This is a genomic window from Aeromonas sp. R4-2, from assembly GCF_040908295.1.
Lineage (GTDB): Bacteria > Pseudomonadota > Gammaproteobacteria > Enterobacterales > Aeromonadaceae > Aeromonas > Aeromonas veronii.
Genome location: NZ_JBFODL010000011.1, coordinates 263,611 through 282,066, shown reverse-complemented (window position 1 = coordinate 282,066; position 18,456 = coordinate 263,611). Strand labels below are relative to the sequence as shown.

Genomic DNA, 18,456 nt, shown 5'->3' with positions numbered 1-18,456 from the left:
GAGGTGGAATGCGTGTCTGAACATGGGAGTGAGGGGCCAAAATGGCCCCCTATTCTAAACTTGATTTCGCGTGAAACCTAGCGACTATGCCGGTTAACCGCGCCGGGCACCGAATAGCCGTCTGCGACCCAGATCCACACCGCCAGCCCCTTGCTGCACCGGCAAGGAGAGCAGCATCTTGAGGGTGCTGCTCACCAGCGCTCGCCCCTCCCCGGCCCCGAGATGGGGATCGAGCGGCGACATCAGGGAGCAGGACAACAGCTGACCCGTCTCGGGCAGTTCACCCACCATAAAGGTCATGTTGCCGCAGGGGAGCTGCAGGGCGAGCCGATCGCTGTTGCTGCGAACCGGCCAAAGCTGATCCGGCCCCGGCAGCACCACCACGCTCAACATCCAGGGGGTGAGCACGCAGCCGAGCCACTGACCTTCAAACAACGTGCACTCCGCCACAATGGGCATGGTGGCGTGATAGAAGGGCAACGCCTGCATCTCTTCACGAGCGATCCGCTCGTACTGGGCTACCAGCAGAGGCGCGGGATTGCTGGCAAAACCGGCAAACTCCTGCGCTGTCTCCGGTACTATCTCCAGCACTCTCTCAGCCTCGCTTAAATGGGACTGCGCCATAGGCCCTCCTGCTCTTGTTCAACTTTTTCCTGCTCAGAGAGCGGAATGGCGGGCGCACCAACGGCAGCCAGCAGGGTCAAAATCCGATCCGTGGCCTCCCCCATGGCAGCCGCCACCACGGGGGTGAGGCCGATGCGGGGCTCGAGGGATTCGGGTTCTATGCCGATCAGAGTGAGCCGCTTCGGCGACTCCCCCGTCATGTGCAGCGCCGAGAGCACATCCGCCAGCCCCAGCTGGTGCGGGGAGATCTTGCGGCCAAACAGGGTCGGGATCTCCTCATCCTTCAGGGTCACGACGGTGCCCGGCGGATTACCACTGCGCACTGCATCCACCAGAATGATGTGATCTCGACTGGCCATCGCTTCGAGCAGCTCCATGCCGGCGGTACCACCGTCGAGCAGCTCGATGCCGGGGGCGAAACGGTATTCGCGCCCCAGCCCCTCAACAATGCGCACGCCGACGGCCTCGTCACTCAAGAGCAGGTTGCCCACGCCCAGGATCAGGGTGTTCATCACAGCACCTTCACCTGAGTCGTTTCACCATTTTGGGTATCCACCACATGCACTGCGCAGGACATGCAGGGGTCGAACGAGTGAACGGTGCGCACCACTTCCAGCGGCTTGGCCGGATCGGCAACCGGGGTACCTACCAACGATTGTTCGTAGGGGCCGGGTTCATCGTTGAAGTTGCGCGGGCCCGAGTTCCAGGTCGACGGCACAACCGCCTGATAGTTCTCGATCTTGCCGCCCTTGATGACGATCCAGTGGGAGAGCATGCCACGCGGCGCCTCTTCAAAGCCCACCCCGCGAAACTCTTTATCCGCCGGGATCTCGGCCTTGATGTAGGCGGTGGTGTCCCCCTTGCCGATGTTGTCGACCAGCGCCTTCCACTGATGTGACAGGGTATCTTTGAGCACGCAGCAGCGCACAGCGCGACCGATGATGCGACCCATGGTGGAGTGCAGCTGTTCAGTCTTGATGGCCGAGCCGGTGAGCGTTTTATAAATGCCGTTCAGCTGATCGAAGTGCGCCACCGTCTCCGGGTGTTTGGCGGCGAGCTTCACCAAGAGGTCTGCGAGCGGCCCCACCTCCACCACCTTGCCGTAGAAGGTGGGGGATTTGACCCAGGAGTATTTGCCGTCATCCTGCCAGCCGGTGTAGTTGGGCTCGGTCTTGCCCTCCCAGGGTTTGAGGGGCTCGTCATCCTTGTACCAGGCGTGCTTGTTGCTCTCGGCGATGCCGTCCATCAGCCAGCCATCCTGATGACTCTCGATGGGGCGATAACCCGCCAGATTGCCATTCTCGATGTAGCCGCCCGGCATCAGGAAGCTGCCGCCGTTGGCGTCGGTGGGGAGCTCCGGCACGCTCAAATAGTGCTTGGCCCCCTGCCCCAGGTTCAGCCACTCAGGGTAGTGGGCAGCGATGATGGCGGCATCCACCTTGTAGACCTGCTCGATAAACTCGCCGAGCCGATCGATAAAGCTCTTCACGTAGAGCAGCCGCTCCAGGTTGAGCACACTCGGCGCATCCAGGTTGATGGGGTTGGCCACGCCGCCCACCGCCAGGTTCTGGATGTGGGGGGTCTTGCCGCCGAGAATGGCGACAATGCGGTTGGCATCGCGCTGGCACTCCAGCGCCTGCAGGTAGTGGGCCACGGCGATGAGGTTCACCTCCGGACTCAGCTTCATCGCTTTGTGACCCCAGTAGCCATTGGCGAAGATACCGAGCTGGCCGCTTGCCACCAACGCGCGGATTTTATCCTGCACCTTGGTCAGTTCATCGGCACTGTTGAGGGACCAGGTCGATACCCCCTTGAGCATGTCCGCAGCTTTTTGCGGATTGGCCTCAAGGGCCGCGGTGATATCCACCCAGTCCAGCGCGGAGAGCTGGTAGAAGTGGACGATGTGATCGTGGATGTTGTGGGCCGCGATGATGAGGTTGCGGATGTACTGGGCGTTGACCGGCACCTTGGCGCCGATGGCGTTCTCCACCGCCCGCACCGAGGCGATGGCGTGAATGGAGGTACATACCCCGCAAATGCGCTGCACTATCATCCAGGCATCGCGCGGGTCGTTGCCCTTGACGATCTCCTCCATCCCGCGCCACATGGTGCCGGACGACCAGGCCTTGGTGACAACGCCGCCTTCGATTTCGCAGTCGATACGCAGGTGCCCCTCAATGCGGGTGATGGGGTCTATGGTGATACGTTGGCTCATACGTTGGCTTTCCCTCGGGCCTGATAATCTTGGTGAACACGTTCAAGTGATGGCAGTACCGGCAGCAGCCGGATCAACAGCAAATAGGCACACACCTCGATGGCAACAAAGCCCAGAGAGATCAGCACCTCCTCCGCAGAGGGGAAGTAGTGGTAGCCATTGCCGGGGTTGAAGGCGAGCAGGGAGTAATCCAGCCGCCAGAGGGCGGCGCCCAGCAGCATGCTGAGGGCCCCCAGGAACAACATGCGCGAATCCCGGCGGCTCTTGTCCCAGTGGAACACCAGCAGCGGGAAGATCATCAGCGCGATCTCGCTCCAGAACATGATGGAGTAGCGATTGAACTCGGAGAGATACTCCGACTTGTCGTGGATGACGATCTCGGCAAAACGCAGCGCCACAAACAGGATCAGGAAGATATCGATCACCTGGGTCAGCTTGTAGAAGAGCGACTTCTCGTTGGGGCCCCGCCCCGCCAATCCGGCCTGCACCAGAGAGCCCTCAAATACCACGATGGAAAAACCCATGATGAAGGCGGTCAGAAGCGAAAAGACCGGCAGCAACTCGTAGCTTTGCCAGAGCGGATGGATCTTCTCCCCCGCCACTATCATCAAGGAGCCCATCGAGGATTGGTGCATGGTGGGCAGCAACGCCCCCAGCGCCAGCACGAAGAACATGATCTTGTTGAGGCGAATGAGTGACGCCTTCCAGCCGAACTTCTCCAGCAGCACGGGAGCGAACTCCAGCGCCATCACCCCGATATAGATGGTCATGCAGACCGCCGTCTCGAACAGCACCGAGGAGGTGTTGAAGTGACCGGGCAGGTAGAAGTACGGCAGGTTCCAGTAACGCCCCACGTCGATGGTGATGGAGAGACCGCCCAGCGAGTAGCCAAACAGGCTCGCCAACAGCGCCGGTCGCACCAGCGGGTGGTACTCGCCCCGGTTGAACACATAAACCGCCCAGGCCAGTGCCCAGCCGCCGCAGGCGAAACCGGTACCGATCAAGAGATCGAACGAGATCCAGAGCCCCCAGGGGTAGCCGCCATTCAGGTCGGTGACCGAGCCCAGCCCGAAGACGAGGCGTTTTAAAATCAACATGCCGCACAACACGGCAAAGGGGGCCAGCACCAGCACAGGCCAGCTGACCAGCTTGCCGCCGAGGGGATACGCCTTGTGATTACTCATGATCCTTGCCTCCCTTTGTGGTGCCCTGCTCCTTGATCTGCGCACTCCCCTGATCATGACCATCGTCATGATGATGATCGTGACCATTCTTGGTGTTGCGGCGAATGAGCACCGAGAGGCCGGTCAGTACCACCATGGGCAGCACCATCCCCTTGTAGAGGGTGTGCTGGATATGCTCGGAGCGGGCACCGGAGGAGAGCTCCGGCAGATCGGGCATGTCGAGCTTGGTATAGGGCACTCCGGCCAGCACCAACACCTGGGTGCCGCCCCCCTCCTTCTCGCCATAGACGTAAGGCTGGTAGTTGGGCACCTCGTGCAGGTAAGGGTCGTTGGCCTTGAGGGTCTGGCGCGGATAGGCATATTCGCTGCCCGGAGTCGCCAGCAGACGACGCTTGGCTTCTGCCATCAGCTCCTCGCGGGTGCCGAAGATCACGGCGCCGGTGGGGCACACCTCGACACAGCCGGGCAACTTGCCCTGATCAATCCGCTCCAGCCCCTTCTGGTTGCAGAGCTCGCACTTGTGGATCGCCCCCAGCGGATTGTCGTAGTCATATTTGGGCACATCGAACGGGCAACCCACCATGCAGTAGCGACAGCCGGTGCAGACGCTCGGGTCGTAGTGAACGATGCCGGTCTTGGGATCTTTTTTAAGAGCCTGCACCGGACAGACAGAGACGCAGTTGGGGTCGACACAGTGCATGCACTGCTTCTTGATGTAGGCGTAGCCATCCACCAGCTGATCCTTGTGCTCGCCAGTGCCGCTCTTCCACACCTGAATGATGTTGTTGGTGTAGGGGGTCAGCTTGTCGTTGTTGGACCAGGTTTGCGCCCCGGCTGGATTGGCCGGGTTGCCGTTGAGACGCTGACACTCCGCCACACAGGCCTGACAGCCGACGCAGAGGGTAGAGTCATACAACATGCCGAGCGCGTCGGGAATAGGCGGCTTGTTCTTGGCCGCTGCCAGTGCGGTGCCGGGTACGGCTGTGCCCGCCGCCAGCGCACCGACGGAGGCGAATTTGAGGAAGTTTCGTCTGTTCACGGTTACTCCTCCCGTGATGGGTGCTGCCCGGCTTCGTGGCGCTTCTGCTGGCGACCGAGTTCACGCACCGTCATCAGACTCACCCCCACCAGCACCCCGAGGGCACCACCGATCAGGCCAGTCGCGGTGGGCGAGGTATAGCCCCCCTCCTGGATCTTCACATCGGGTTTATCCACCCGCGGGGTCGGGTTCTCTACCTTGGCGAGCTGGAAGATCCCCTTGCTAAAACCGACCCCCTGCTCGTTGCAGCCATAACAGGGGTGACCGATGCCGACCGGCCAGATGCCGCCGCCCACATCGCAAAACTCCAGAGTTGAACAGTTGCCATAGGTCTCCGGCCCTTTGCAGCCCAGATGGTAGAGACACCAACCCTGACGGTGACCCTCATCACCAAACTCCTTGGCAAAACGCCCTGCGTCGAAGTGCGGACGACGCTCGCAGTTCTCGTGGATCAGCCGCTCATAGGCAAACAGCGGACGCTTCTTGCTATCCAGCGCCGGCAGCTTGCCGTAGGTGATGTAGTAGGCAACCGTGGTGAGGAAGTTGTGGGGATTGGGCGGACAGCCCGGGATATTGATGATGGGAGTGCCGATATTGCTGAGGGCCTCTTCCAGGCTGACCGCGCCGGTCGGGTTGCCGCCGCTGGCAGGCACACCGCCCCAGGCAGCACAGGAGCCGATGGCGATCACCGCAGCCGCGTCGGCGGCAGCACGGCGAATATGGTCGACGATGGGCTCACCGGCCACCATACAGTAGACGCCACCATCTTTGAGCGGAATGGAGCCATCAACTACCAGCACATACTTGCCTTTATAGCGCTTGATTGCGTTGTGCTTGTTCTCTTCCGCCTGATGACCAAAGGCCGCCGAGAGTACCTCGTGGTACTCCAGCGAAATGGTATTGAGGATCAGGTTCTCGATGGTGGGGTGGGTGGCGCGCAGCAGCGATTCGGTACAACCGGTGCACTCCTGCGCCCCAATCCAGATCACCGGCGGCCGTTCGGGGCTGGTGAGCGCGGTAGCCATCTTGGCGACAGCATGCTGACTTAATCCCAGGGTTGCGGCCATCCCGGCACACAATTTCATAAAATCACGGCGATTAATCCCATGTGCCGATAAAAAATTATCCTCGACCATTCTACTTATTCCCGTAGTGAGCACTTGTTTGATAAATGCTTAATAGCGGAAATGCTAAGGACTCACCTACCCTGCAGTATTGATCTCTATCAATTTCGACAGGCTTACCCCTATTTTCATAGCGAGCCACATCACAAATGAAATTAATTACCCCCAAAGAGATATTTAGCAACTCCGTAAATTTTATGAACTTAATTGGATATTAAATAATTAATCACCGCATATCCTCTCTTTCACTGTGAGCCAAATTAACATGATTGAAGTCTTGGCTATACCGCTCATTTCACAATACTGATGCCCACCCATAAATGATCCATTTAATATATCTTTACTCATTTCATTGCATATTCCATACAGTCATCCACGGGACAACCTCCTGACTTGCCTCTCCACACCAGAACGGTCTCACGGCCAGCTGCCACCGGTAGCAAGCACGGCCTGCACGGCAAGATTTACCTGCTGTCGCTTGGTTTCAGTTTGCATTTTACCTGCGCTTCAGTGCGACACGTTCTACTGCGAGCCCACACAGCACAACCCCGCTTGGCCTCCCTGCCGTTTTACACCGCTTAATGAAAAGATGCCGCAGATGTATGCATATCAATACGCTCCCCCCACTCTTTATTGTCCTGGATGCTGGTGAGTAAAATATCGCACCCACGGATATGTTTACGCATCATCGTGAATCTGCATTCAAATTAATGGTAAGAGAAAAGGCAAGGTGGAAGGCTGCCTTCAACATAGTGATCATATTTAACTTGCGATACATTCGCTCATCCGGTTACAGATGTTACCACCCGCCTTCACACTATTTACCTTCACGTCACCCTGCGTAATTAACCAGAGCGTAAATATCCATCCCCATCGATATAGATGATAATTATTCTTGTTCAACTACAGCAATAAAGAAATGAGCGGGGATGATGATAAACATGACAAACGATAAGTGTATTAATCATCAGCCGAGCAGTGCCTCCAGCAACTACCTTGCCTTATCGAACTCGTTGATAGCCCTGCTCACCTCGTGAAATGCAGCCCGAAGCGGCCGCCGTTGCAGAGAGAAGCCTCCCCCTGACTGCCTCTGATAACCACGCCATGGAGCCTTGTTTCTGGCTGGCCCTACGGACACTTGCCAAGTGCGGGAATTGAACAAAAAAACGAGAAAAATCAAGATAGATAGCCAATTAAAATGACATAATTGACTATAGTTCAATCGAACGTTTGAAAAACGTGACCACTTCACATGGGCCCAGCGCAATGACCACTGAACGGGAACAGTTGATCCGCTCACTGTTTGATGAGTACATCGAGCTGTATTCATCACGGGATGATCGGCTCACCACGCGGTTTAGCGACAATTTCAGCGGTTTTGCCGGCAGCAGTGATGTTCTGGTTACCGATAGGGATGAGTGGATCCGGATAACCCGCCGCGATTTTGCCCAGATCCCGGGCAGGATCCGCCTGGAAATACTCGATGTAACCCTGCAAGATCTGGCCGCGGATGTGGTGGCGGTCACCGCCTTCTTCCATATCCATCTACCGAAATCCGAACCTATCCTCTCCCGCAGAACCGCCAGACTGGTGCTGATTTTTCGACACGAAGCCATGGCGTGGAAAATTGCGCACAGCAGTATCTCCATCCCTTACAGTGCGGCTCGGGAAAGCGAAATTTACCCGATGACCAGTCTGGAGGAGCGCCAACATGAGCTGGAGCTCATTATCGAGCTCAGAACCAAGGAGCTGGCGGAAGCGAACCGGAAACTGGAAGCGCTCAGCAATACCGACGGGCTCACCAACATTGGCAACCGTCGTCTGTTCGACAACTCATTGAACCAGGCCTGGGAGCGCTGTATTCAGACAGAGATGCCGATTGCGCTCATCATGCTCGACATCGATCATTTCAAGCAGTTCAACGACCTCTATGGCCACGTTGCCGGTGACGAGTGCCTTCGATTGCTGGCCCATACCCTGGCGCAATCCGGGCGCCGATCGGGTGAGTTGGTGGCCCGCTACGGCGGAGAGGAATTTGTCATCCTGTTGCCACATGTCGAGCGTCAATCCGCCTATGAAATTGCCCAACATATCCAGCGGCTGATTTTTGCACTCGCGCAGCCACACGCACAAAATGCCACCGGTCTGGTGACAGTTAGCATGGGTGTTGCCTGCCTCAAACCATCGAGTCACTGGCAGCCATCTGAACTGGTAAAACTGGCTGATGCTGCGCTCTACACCGCCAAATCATCCGGCCGTAACTGCATCAGAGTGGCGGAGTCACCCAGCCTCCCGCAACCAGTCTGACCATAAGTCCCTCATCCCCCCCATCCTCCCCGTGGGGAACCACTGCGCGCTAACCATGCACGGCAAGGCTCAACGCATCCCATCGCAACATGCCTTCCCACTGCTCCAGTGTGCTTTGATAGGTATCTGCCGCGTTGTAATGGACCATGGCATGCAGGCGGGCATGATGGCCAAGTCGCTTGACCTCGTCGGGCATGGCATTGAGGCTGGCCAGCACCCGCGCCAGATCGCCGGGATCGTTTGGCTGATATTTGCGGCAATTCACCTCATCGGTGAGGTGTCGATCCCACCAAGCGCCATCGGCCGGGATCACTACGCATAATCCTGCCGCCATGGCCTCCAGAATGGAGAGGCCAAAGGGTTCCTGATGACTGGTGGAGACAAAAATGCCGCATTGAGATCGGATCTCGTCAAGATTAGCGGGGTTGGCATACCAGTGCGTGTCTGGCAGCTGTGGCTGAGGCTGGCTGCAGGGTTGCAGCGTGCCCTTGGGCTGCAGATAGCACACCATCAGCTCGGGGCGGGCATCAGGGATCAGTTGATGGGCGGCCAGCATGGTCTCCAGTCCCTTCCAGCGCAGCAACGAGGCCGCCCACAAAATACGAGGCCCCCCCAGGGTCGCTTTGGGCCAATCAATCTCGCTCAAACCATTGGTAAATGGCTGCCAGTGTGACGGGAACTCGGTCTCGCCAAGCCGGGCCAGCAATGCCGCCAGGGAGCTGCGGGTTGATTCCAGATAAAAGACAAAACTCGCCCGTTGCAAGGCTCTGGCAGAGAGCCCCGAGCACCCCACAGGGCCATGGATCAGCTGAACCACCCGGCACCGCAACCAGCGGGCAGCCCAGTAACAGCAGAGATCCACCCCCGGCCCGGACGCCGCCACCAGGCACTTCACCTCCCCCAGACGAAACACCAGCCAGAGGATCAGCAGGGTCTGCCACCCCTGTTTGAGCAGATAGCCGATGCCGGACTCCCGCCCCTTCAATATGTGGGGCAGCCAAAGAGGATGATGCTGACAACGGGACCAGGAGTCGGGATCCTGGGTCAACACATGGCATGTGAGCCCGGGCATCCGCTTGGCCAACTCATCGAGCAGCACTTCGGTCGCAACCTTGGAGCCACCGCGAAACGGGATGGGATCCACGACGATGATCTTTCCAAACACCGGCTCAGTTTGCGTGCTCATCTTGCTGCACCCTTACTCTGGCACCTTGCGGCGGCCAAACCCCAGTTGCACTTTTTGCGCCACTCTTGCCATCCCACTCGCCAGCATATTGCGACCTCTGGCAAGGAGTCGTTGCCCCGCCCAATGAATGAGTGGTCGGAAGGGTGTGGGGGCCGTTGCGTGCCAACGACCAGCCAGCGCGGCGTCCCAAACCGCCGTGACCTCGTCAACATAGCGCGCCACCGTGAACAACTGTGCGGCACGCAACTTAGCGGCCCGCCCCATTTCACATCGGCGCTGCGGATTGCTCAATTGCCGCCAGTGATCAGCCATCTCGGCCCAATCCCCCGGGGTTGCCAGCAAGCCGGTCACCCCCTCCTCCACCACTTCGGGGATGCCGCCCACCCGATAGGCACTGACCGGGAGCCCCAACATGCCCGCCTCCGCCAACGTCAGACCAAACACCTCCTCACGGGCTCCGGAGACCAGCAGATCCACCCCGCCCCGCAAGATAGCGGCACTGTCCGGCCGCTCGCCCAAAAAGTGGACCCGCTCGGCCACCCCGAGCTCGACAGCCAACGCCATCAATGCTTCCCGCTCCGGGCCGCTGCCAATAATCAGCAACTGAGCCTCCTCCCCCGATGCCATCAGGGCAGCCAGCGAGCGGATCAGCAGATCAATCCCCTTGCGTTTGATCAGGGAGCCAACGGTGGCGATGATCATATCCCCCGGTGGCAAGCCCAGCATGCCGACGACCGGCCAGTGAGCACCGCCATTCAGGCGAGCGGCATCGACCCCGTTGGGTACCCGGATCAACCGATCGGCCGCGCAGCCATCCTGGCGCCAACCGGTCAACACCGGCTCGCTCACCCCGATCAGCACACTTGCCCGATGGACCCGCAAGCTGAATCTGTCTCTGGGCTGATAACGGGCATGGAGGTGGCACACCAGCGGTACCTGCAACGCCCGACAGACCCCCGCCAGCCACTGACAAGGAGCCGCGCTGTTGGCATGCACCAGCCCAATCTGCCGTTCGGTGATGAGCTCTCTGGCTCGCCGGGAGAGGCACCGATGGGCCGCAAGATCAAAACGGGGCGCCTGCCATCCCAGCAGCAGGCTGAACGGCTCGACCATGGTTTCTACCCCGAGGGTGGCCACCTCTGCCGCCAGCGTCGGGCTATTGCACCAGAGCAACGGCGTAAAGCGGCTGCGATCGAGGTGGGCCAGCAGATCCAGCAGGCAGCGTTCGCTGCCGCGGATCCAGTCCTCTCCGTAGTGAACCAGCAAAACAGGGGTTGCGTTCATCCTATTGCTCCCTTTGGTAGCACTGCCGGCAACCGGGTTGCCTCCTGATGATCCTCAGAGGTGGCCTTCACCTCTGTGGCCGCCTGCTGCACGTACTTGATGGCGGCGACGGCCAGCGCCAATTCCAGATAGATGGGCCAGGTAAAGCCCTGGGTCAGGAAGGATCCCGAAATCACAAACCCCACCATGCTGGCCATCACCCCCTGCATCGCCGTGATCACTGCAGGAGGCATGCCAGCAAGCTGGCAACGCCAGCAACTGCGCAGGGTCACCGTCACCATGCCGATAAACAGCGCCAGCCCGACAAAACCGGTTTCAGCCAGCACCCCGAACCAGGTGGAGTGCACCGCATGATTGAGTCCATCCCAATGGGGGCTGTAGAAGAAGTAGTTGTAATAGAAATTGGACAAGCCCACCCCCACCAGCGGATGGCCCAACGCCATGCCCCAGGCCGCTTGCCAGGCGTAGATCCGCCCCATGGCCGAGGCATCGACCCCGCTCTCGGCTGCGCCGCCAGATGCCCGGTCGCTGATCCCGGCGGCGGCAAACAGCACCACCAGCGCGACCATCCCCAGCGAGATCAACAGGGTTTTCGACTTCACCCGCTGCCAGGCAAACAGGCCGCTGACCGCACACACGCCAAGCAAACCGCCGCGGCTCTGGGTGGCGATAATGGCGGCCGCAGTCAGGACAAAACCAAGCCCCCCCAACAAACGCCCCCCTACCCCATTGCCCTGATTGAGCAGCAAGCTCAGCGAAAAACCGGCAGGAAAGAGCAGCACCAACGCCAGATCGTTGGGATCCCCCAGCACAGAGCCCAGCTCGCGCCCTATGGTCACCCGGGTGCCCTCCACCAGCCCGATCCCGCTCGCCTTGTTGTAGAGGGCCACCAGCGCCACCAGACAGCCCGCCACCACAAAGGTGCGTACCGCCAGCGCAAAATCCCCCGGGGTGCGCACCAGCCAGGCGGTTGCCAGGGTCATCAGATAGATCTTGCTGTAGCTGCCGGTCCAGGTGGCGATCGCCTCACCCCGGTTGCTGGCAAACAGCACACCGATGGAGACCATCACAAAGAAGGCCGTCAGCCAGCTCAGGGCTGGACTCCAGTAGGGCTTGATCCGGCCGGTCAGCAAAATGTGCCAGACCAGCGCGCCGATGGCGGCCAGCGAGAAGAGCAGCGGGATCTTGAGAGGATAGAGCTGGGGGAACACCTCATGCAGCCGAAAGAAGGAGAAGGTGACAAACCCCAGCACCATCAAGAAGGGCCAGCGCAGGGCAAACCAGATGGCGGGAATGGCAAGGCCGAGCACCGGCAGCAGCAAGGGATGGGGTAGCCGCCACCAGAGCAGTGCCAGCACCAGACAGATGGCGCTTGCCCAGATGGCTGGCGTTAGACGAGCCATGATCCTGCCCACCATTGGCCGAGCCAGACCATCGCCAGCGCCCCAAGCGAACTGGCCCAGAGGGTCGAGAGGCGATACGGCAGCGGCAGCAACCGCTGGCTCACCAGATAAAAGGCGAGCGCCCGCACCAGATAGACCAGCAGCAGGGTCCAGATCACCCCGGCGACCCCGAAGGGGGGGATGGCGAGCAGAAAGCCTGCTACCCCAAGGGCGCTGCAGCCCAGATTGATCACCATCTGGGCATTGCTCTTCTCGCCGCTAAAGCAGCCGACATTGAGCAAGTCCGAAACATTGCGCACCGCCATGCCCAGCACCAGCAGCGGAATGTAGGCGATCGCCCCGTGATAGCTCTCCGGGGTCAGCCAGCGAATAAGCAAGGGAGCGGTGAGCCCGACAATCCCCGCGGTAACAAACCCCAGTACCGACCCCATCACGCTGTAGTGGGCATTGAGCCGCAGTCCATCCGGCTCGCGCAGCAGCATGAAACGGCGGGGATACCACCAGAGGGCAAAGGGTTGCAGCAACAACCCCACTGCCAGCGCCAGCTTGCCCGCCACCGCGTAGTAGGCAAGCAGCGCCTCACCCACCACATCTGCCAACAACCAGCGATCCAGTCCGCTCAGGGCAAAACCCGCCAGCCCGCTCACCACCAGGGGCAATCCATAGCGCAGCAGCGGCCGATAGTGCTGCCAGTCAAAGCGGATCCCGCTATCTCGCCATTGCCAGAGGCTCAGCAGCAGCGCCAGTGCAACGCAGGTCAGGGTGCCGGAGGCCAGCACCCCGCTCACGCCCCAGCCGAGCCAGAGCCACCAGCCGGTCAGCACCGACTGGATCACCGCCTTGCCTGCGGTCGCCACGAAAAAGAGCCGCGCCTGATTGCGCATCCGCAGCCATGCCAGCGGCACGCCGATCACCCCTTCAAACGGCAGGGCGCAGAGCACCCAGCGCACATCCGCAAGGCGGGTTTCCACCGGCAGCCAGGCTTGCACCACAGGCGCCAGCAGCCAGAGCAGCACCAGACTGGCCAGGGCGATCAGCCAGACCAGCCCAAACATGCGGGCCACTACCTGCTGGCGCTCCTGCTCATCTTTCGCCAGTCCGGCAAAGCGGTAGAGGGCATCCACCAGCCCGAAGCCCAAAATAAGGGAACCCAGATTGATGAGGGTCAGCAGCACCTCCAGCTGGCCGTATTCACGAGGCAGCAGCTGATGGGTCAGCACCGGCAGCATCAGTAGGGAGATCCCCTTCATCAGGAGCAAGCCGCCGGCGTAATAGAGCATGGCAATCTGGTTCACACCAAGTTTCATAGGGCCTCCCAGCCACCCGAAACATCCTGCTCCGGGTCAGCTACCGCTAATGCAAAGCCCACGCCACTCACTCCCGCCCTGAAGCGATAGCCCCTCTGTGCGGCTTAACCTGCCTGAACAAGCCCAGAATGAGACTGGCATTTGCGTTTTGCACAACGCTGGCTGCAAATTGCACCGACCGACGCAATCTGCCCCTCCTCTTAGCCCCATTTGGCCCGATCACACTGGGGTCGTCCTGTTGGCCCGATCCCTGCTTTCTGCTTAGCGAGCAACGGACTGCACCAGAGGGAGAGGTCGCCATGAACACCATCAACCTGCACCGGATGAAAAGCTGGGCCAAACAGGGGGAAACGCCACTGGCCCGCCGGGTATGGCGCCTGGCCAAAAGTGCCCGCCACTGGTCATTCCCCGTGATCCCTCCCCTGCATCGGCTGCTGTATCGGCTCTATCTGCTGGGCAGCAACGCGCTGGCAACCCTGACCCGCACCCTTTGGTGGACCCCCTTGTTTCAATCTCGCCTCACGGCCCCCGCCCCGCGCCTCTATCTCTATGGCGGCATCCCCTATATCAGCGGTCCGGTCACCATCGAAATCGGTGCCGACTGCCGCCTCAGCGCCGCCATGACCATCAGCGGCCGGGCATCGAGCCAGACACCAAGGCTGGTCATTGGCCACAATGTCGGGATTGGCTGGCAGACCACCCTGGCGGTGGGCAGCAAGATAGTGCTGGGAGATAACGTCAGAATTGCTGGCCGTGCCTTTCTGGCGGGCTACCCGGGGCACCCGGTCAACGCCCGCGACCGCGCTCTTGGCAAAGCGGATCGCGATGAACAGGTGGGGGCCATCGTGCTGGAGCAGGATGTCTGGCTTGGCACCGGGGTGATGGTGATGGCCGGCGTCACCATAGGCGCCGGTACCATTGTCGCCGCAGGCAGCGTCGTCACTCGGGATCTGCCCGCCGGTGTGCTGGCAGCGGGTGTACCGGCCACCGTACTGCGCCCGTTGCAGCCACAAGATCACAGCGACCTCGCACACGCTTCGGAGACCTTTGCATGAAACCACACTCACTGCCGCAACTGGTGGTATTGGGAGAGGATTGGGGCCAGCACCCCTCCAGCACCCAACACCTGATCAAGCGTCTGTTGCCCGATTATCAAGTGCTCTGGGTCAACTCCATCGGCATGCGCTGTCCCCGCTTTACCCTTCATGATCTCACCCGCATCGTCCGCAAAGTGGGGGCCGTGCTGCGCGGCGCGCGCCATGCTGGCGGCCAGTCGGTTGCGCCAATCGACGCCAGCAGCCCCCGGGTTCTGCCGCCGCTCGCCTTACCGCTGCCCGGCAGTCGGCTGGCGGGCAAGATCAATGGCCACTGGCTAGCTGCGCAGATCCGGCGTCAGCTGCCCGAGCTGGATCGCCCCTTGCTCTGGATCTCCCTGCCCAGCGCCGTCGATCTGATTGGCAAGCTCGAAGAGCGGGCAGTAATCTACTACTGCGGCGATGACTTCTCGGCGCTGGCGGGGGTGGATCATCAGGCCATCGCTCACTGCGAAGCCCGACTGGTGGAAAAAGCGGATCTCATTCTGGCCGCCAGCCCCGCGTTGGCCAGCCGCTTTCCCCCTCATAAAACCCGGCTCCTCAGCCACGGCGTGGATCTCGAGCTGTTTATGCCCCCCAGAGAGCGTCCGGCGGATCTCCCCTCCGGCCGCCCCATTGCCGGATTTTACGGCAGCCTGAGCGACTGGATTGATATCCCTCTGCTGGCAGAGACGGCCGCCGCCCTGCCACACTGGGATCTGGTGCTGATTGGCCCGGTCCAGACCGATATCTCCCCCCTCAAGGGGCTCCCCAATATCCATCTGCTGGGGCCCCGTCCCCATCACACGCTGGCGGCCTATGCCCAGCACTGGCAGGTGAGTCTGCTGCCCTTTGTCGACAACGCCCAGATCCGTGCCTGCAATCCATTGAAATTGCGCGAATATCTGGCCGCAGGGCGACCCATCGTCAGCACCGATTTTCCGGCCCTCGATGGCTATCTGGATCAGATCCAGCTCCCCCGCAGTGGGGAGAGCTTGGCCCAGGCCATCAATCGGGCCGCCTTTGATCAACCCAATCCGGGCTGGTTTCAGGAGAGTGGCTGGGAGGGGCTCACCCGCAGCGAAGGGCGCCACACTCGCCAACAGCAGGTGGCCCTGCAAAGCTGGGATCACAAGGCTGCCGAGCTGAACAACTGGCTAAAGGGGCTAGCCGGATGAGCAGAGGGCTCTGGCTGGTTATCCTGCTCTGCTGCCATGCAGCAATGGCCGCCACCCGGCTGGAGGGGCAGACCCCGCTGCCCCTAACCAGTAACCAGACACCCCAGCGGCTCGATCTGAGCACCCACAACTGGCCAATAGGCAGCGATGATGAACTGGTGATCGAGGGCCATAACCCCAGCGCCCACCCGCAAACCCTGATCCTGCGTATCGACGACGAGGCCTCGGTCAACTACCGCAGCCGGGTCAATCTGGAGCGGATTGTCGCACCCGGCCCCTTCACCCAGCGCTTTGCCTTGAGCGAGTGGCGCACCAGCCAACCCAGAGCGCTGGCGTTGGACAAACTCACCAAGCTCTATCTCTTTATGGCCGATAACGCCCCCTCCATGACCATTCACCGCTGGTACTGGGTGCCCGGTCTGACCCTGCCTAAGGGCACCATTGCGCTGGATCTGGGGGCCTCCACCGCCCCCCGCTTTACCGGCTTTGAGCCCCTGAGCCCGGGGGATCCCCGGCTGATTGGCCATCCCACCCCCATCTTGCGCCCCTCCGGCGATGCCCTTGTGCGCGATGGGCTGCGCAATCTGGATGGCGTACGGCTGGAGGTCGCCAAGGGGCGCTACCAGCTCACCCTCTGGCTGGATGACCCAGGTGAATGGGAGTACCTGCCCCATCCCTTCGAGCGCAGCGTGCTGGTCAATGGCGAGCCCATCTGGGCCGAACAGTGGCAACCACAGGAGTGGCTCACGCAGCGCTATCTGGCGGGACAATCCCGCGAGGCACTGCCAAATCCGGATCCCTGGCAGCTGTTCGGGGCGCGTCAAGGCGGCCCGGTCCATGTCACCCTGAACCACCGCGGCGGCCCGCTCACTATCACATTGGTGGGTCACTCACCGGATGCCAAATACCTGGCGGGGCTGCTGCTTGCCCCCTATCCGGCCAGCACCAGCAAAGAGGCTCTCCCGAATAGTGGAAAAGATCTCGCCGTATTGGCCGACGCTACCGCAAGCGTGCTGACCAAGCAGCGCCAGCTGTTTTTGGAAAAGTGGACTCTGGCCCCCTATTCCCCAACCCCAGCTTCGCAGCAGCTAAGCCTCACGCCGATTACGGATGCCGCCCCCACCCTGCAGATCGCCCCGCTATCTGCAGCCGATGCGTTGAAGCAAGCTGCGCAACCGGTGCTGGCCGCCCGTGGCAGCCAGCTGTTGCTGGAGTTTGCCATCCACACCGCCACCGACGATCCGGCCCCATTGCTGGTGATCCAGCCCCCCGAACAGGCAGGATCGCCGCTGGCGCTGACCCCCTATTACGGCAAGTGGCATCTGGTTCGCCCGCAGGCGAGCGGCACCCTGCTAGCCCCCTCGGATCAGGAGCTGGTCGAGGGGATCGCCGGACTCACCCTGCTGGCAGGCGTACCTCGGCGTCTGGTACTGCAGATCACCGTCCCACGCGATGCGCCTGCCGGTCACTATCTGGGCAATATTCAGCTGCTCAGCCAGCAGCAACTGGTGCAGTTACCGCTGACTATCGAGGTGCTGCCGCTGACTCTGCCCGCGGCCAGCAAGCCGGTCGGCATCTATGTCGAAGCCCCCCCGTATCTGAATTGGCTGAACCCCGACCCCGAGGCGCTAAAGCAGCAGATCGCAGAGGCCAGTCGCTGCGATCTGGAGCGGCTCGCCAAGCTCGGGATCAGCGGCCTTTCACCCGCCCTGCCACAGGATGAGGCGGGGATGCGGGAGATCATGGGAGAGGCGGCCGGGCTCGGCTTTGTGCCGCCCCTGCTGGCCTATACCCCGCTCAAGCGCTGGGGGAGTGACCCTGCCAGCCAGCTTGATCAGTGGCAGGCGCGGCAACAGGCACTGACCGCCAGCGGCTTGCCCCCGCTGGCATGGAGCCTGTTTGATGAGCCGGATCTCGCCACCCTGCCCGCCATCACCAGCCTGGCGCGGGAGATGAAACGGCGGGATCCGGCGGTGATCCGCGCAGGCCACTTCAATCATCCGGGTCAAGTTGGTCTGCTGGCAGAGGTGGAGATTGCCCTGATCAACGCAGGTTTTGGCGCCGACAAGGCCGATGTGGCGCGAGTGCGCCAACACAAGGTCACCACCTGGTTTTACAATCTGGGCACCCCGAGAGCCGCCGGGTTCTATCTGTGGCAAAGCGGCGCCGAGGGCTATTTGCAGTGGCATGGCCGCATGCCCACCGCCCTGCCCTATGACCCCACCGATGGGCGGGAGAGCGACTTTATGCTGCTCGGCCCGCAAGCCTGCGAGGCGCACCGCCTCTCTCACGATCTGTTGCTGTTGCAGCAAGCCATCGAAGATCTGCGCTGGCTCGCCTGGCTGGAGCAGGAGGCCCGCTATCAGGTGGAAGCCGCCCTGCTGCTGGAGCGCCTGCGCGATCAGCTGCCGACCCGCTGGCAGGTGGCAGAGCAACAGCCCTCTGCCGCCTGGATCCAGTGGCGCCGCGAGATTGAACAACTGGCCAAGGGATTGAAAACATTGCAAACTGGTGCCAACTCATCCTCCTGAA

The 18,456-nt window shown here is 61.0% G+C and carries 14 protein-coding genes; 4 read left to right on the top strand and 10 right to left on the bottom strand.

Annotated elements, in window-relative coordinates; genetic code table 11:
• Positions 1 to 93: 93 nt before the first annotated feature.
• The 6 genes from hybE to hybO are packed head-to-tail and all read right to left on the bottom strand — an operon-like array spanning position 94 to position 6,198.
• The gene (hybE, locus tag AB5Y99_RS08580) at positions 94 to 624 is read right to left on the bottom strand and encodes a hydrogenase-2 assembly chaperone (protein ID WP_368209401.1); all 531 of its coding nucleotides are present in this window, start codon (positions 622 to 624) and stop codon (positions 94 to 96) included.
• Entirely contained in the window at positions 606 to 1,136 is a 531-nt protein-coding gene (locus AB5Y99_RS08575; RefSeq protein ID WP_368209400.1) for a HyaD/HybD family hydrogenase maturation endopeptidase, read from the bottom strand. Before AB5Y99_RS08575 ends, hybE begins: the two co-directional genes overlap by 19 nt.
• Entirely contained in the window at positions 1,136 to 2,839 is a 1,704-nt protein-coding gene (gene hybC / locus AB5Y99_RS08570) for a hydrogenase 2 large subunit (protein ID WP_368209398.1), read from the bottom strand. Before hybC ends, AB5Y99_RS08575 begins: the two co-directional genes overlap by 1 nt.
• Entirely contained in the window at positions 2,836 to 4,023 is a 1,188-nt protein-coding gene (hybB, locus tag AB5Y99_RS08565; RefSeq protein ID WP_058057601.1) for a Ni/Fe-hydrogenase cytochrome b subunit, read from the bottom strand. Before hybB ends, hybC begins: the two co-directional genes overlap by 4 nt.
• Positions 4,016 to 5,062: a hydrogenase 2 operon protein HybA gene (hybA, locus tag AB5Y99_RS08560; RefSeq protein WP_368209397.1), complete on the bottom strand. Its 1,047-nt coding sequence runs from the start codon at positions 5,060 to 5,062 to the stop codon at positions 4,016 to 4,018. Before hybA ends, hybB begins: the two co-directional genes overlap by 8 nt.
• Before the next feature lie 2 nt (positions 5,063 to 5,064).
• Entirely contained in the window at positions 5,065 to 6,198 is a 1,134-nt protein-coding gene (gene hybO, locus AB5Y99_RS08555; protein WP_323917092.1) for a hydrogenase 2 small subunit, read from the bottom strand.
• Positions 6,199 to 7,452: 1,254 nt separating this feature from the next.
• Between hybO and AB5Y99_RS08550 the strand changes: the two genes are divergently transcribed.
• Entirely contained in the window at positions 7,453 to 8,493 is a 1,041-nt protein-coding gene (locus AB5Y99_RS08550; RefSeq protein WP_368209396.1) for a diguanylate cyclase, read from the top strand.
• 49 nt (positions 8,494 to 8,542) lie between these two features.
• Here AB5Y99_RS08550 and AB5Y99_RS08545 read toward each other — a convergent pair whose 3' ends face one another.
• Genes AB5Y99_RS08545 through AB5Y99_RS08530 form a run of 4 tightly spaced genes read right to left on the bottom strand, consistent with a single transcriptional unit; the run spans position 8,543 to position 13,673 of the window.
• Complete coding sequence (locus tag AB5Y99_RS08545; protein WP_368209395.1) at positions 8,543 to 9,679, bottom strand: glycosyltransferase family 4 protein; 1,137 nt, start codon at positions 9,677 to 9,679, stop codon at positions 8,543 to 8,545.
• Positions 9,680 to 9,691: 12 nt separating this feature from the next.
• On the bottom strand, positions 9,692 to 10,963 hold the full coding sequence (locus AB5Y99_RS08540) for a glycosyltransferase family 4 protein (RefSeq protein ID WP_330124601.1): 1,272 nt from the start codon (positions 10,961 to 10,963) through the stop codon (positions 9,692 to 9,694).
• Positions 10,960 to 12,366, bottom strand: coding sequence for an O-antigen ligase family protein (locus AB5Y99_RS08535; RefSeq protein ID WP_368209394.1), 1,407 nt, complete (start codon positions 12,364 to 12,366; stop codon positions 10,960 to 10,962). Before AB5Y99_RS08535 ends, AB5Y99_RS08540 begins: the two co-directional genes overlap by 4 nt.
• Complete coding sequence (locus tag AB5Y99_RS08530; protein ID WP_043819779.1) at positions 12,354 to 13,673, bottom strand: lipopolysaccharide biosynthesis protein; 1,320 nt, start codon at positions 13,671 to 13,673, stop codon at positions 12,354 to 12,356. Before AB5Y99_RS08530 ends, AB5Y99_RS08535 begins: the two co-directional genes overlap by 13 nt.
• Positions 13,674 to 13,972: 299 nt before the next feature.
• On the opposite strand from AB5Y99_RS08530, the gene AB5Y99_RS08525 reads away from it, so the two are divergent.
• The 3 genes from AB5Y99_RS08525 to AB5Y99_RS08515 are packed head-to-tail and all read left to right on the top strand — an operon-like array spanning position 13,973 to position 18,455.
• Positions 13,973 to 14,728 carry an acyltransferase gene (locus AB5Y99_RS08525; protein WP_368209393.1) on the top strand — a complete coding sequence of 252 codons (756 nt, stop codon included), beginning with the start codon at positions 13,973 to 13,975 and terminating at the stop codon, positions 14,726 to 14,728.
• Positions 14,725 to 15,924, top strand: coding sequence for a glycosyltransferase (locus tag AB5Y99_RS08520; protein WP_368209392.1), 1,200 nt, complete (start codon positions 14,725 to 14,727; stop codon positions 15,922 to 15,924). The genes AB5Y99_RS08525 and AB5Y99_RS08520 overlap by 4 nt, the downstream gene beginning before the upstream one ends.
• The gene (locus AB5Y99_RS08515) at positions 15,921 to 18,455 is read left to right on the top strand and encodes a hypothetical protein (RefSeq protein ID WP_201902457.1); all 2,535 of its coding nucleotides are present in this window, start codon (positions 15,921 to 15,923) and stop codon (positions 18,453 to 18,455) included. The genes AB5Y99_RS08520 and AB5Y99_RS08515 overlap by 4 nt, the downstream gene beginning before the upstream one ends.
• Position 18,456 lies beyond the last annotated feature (1 nt).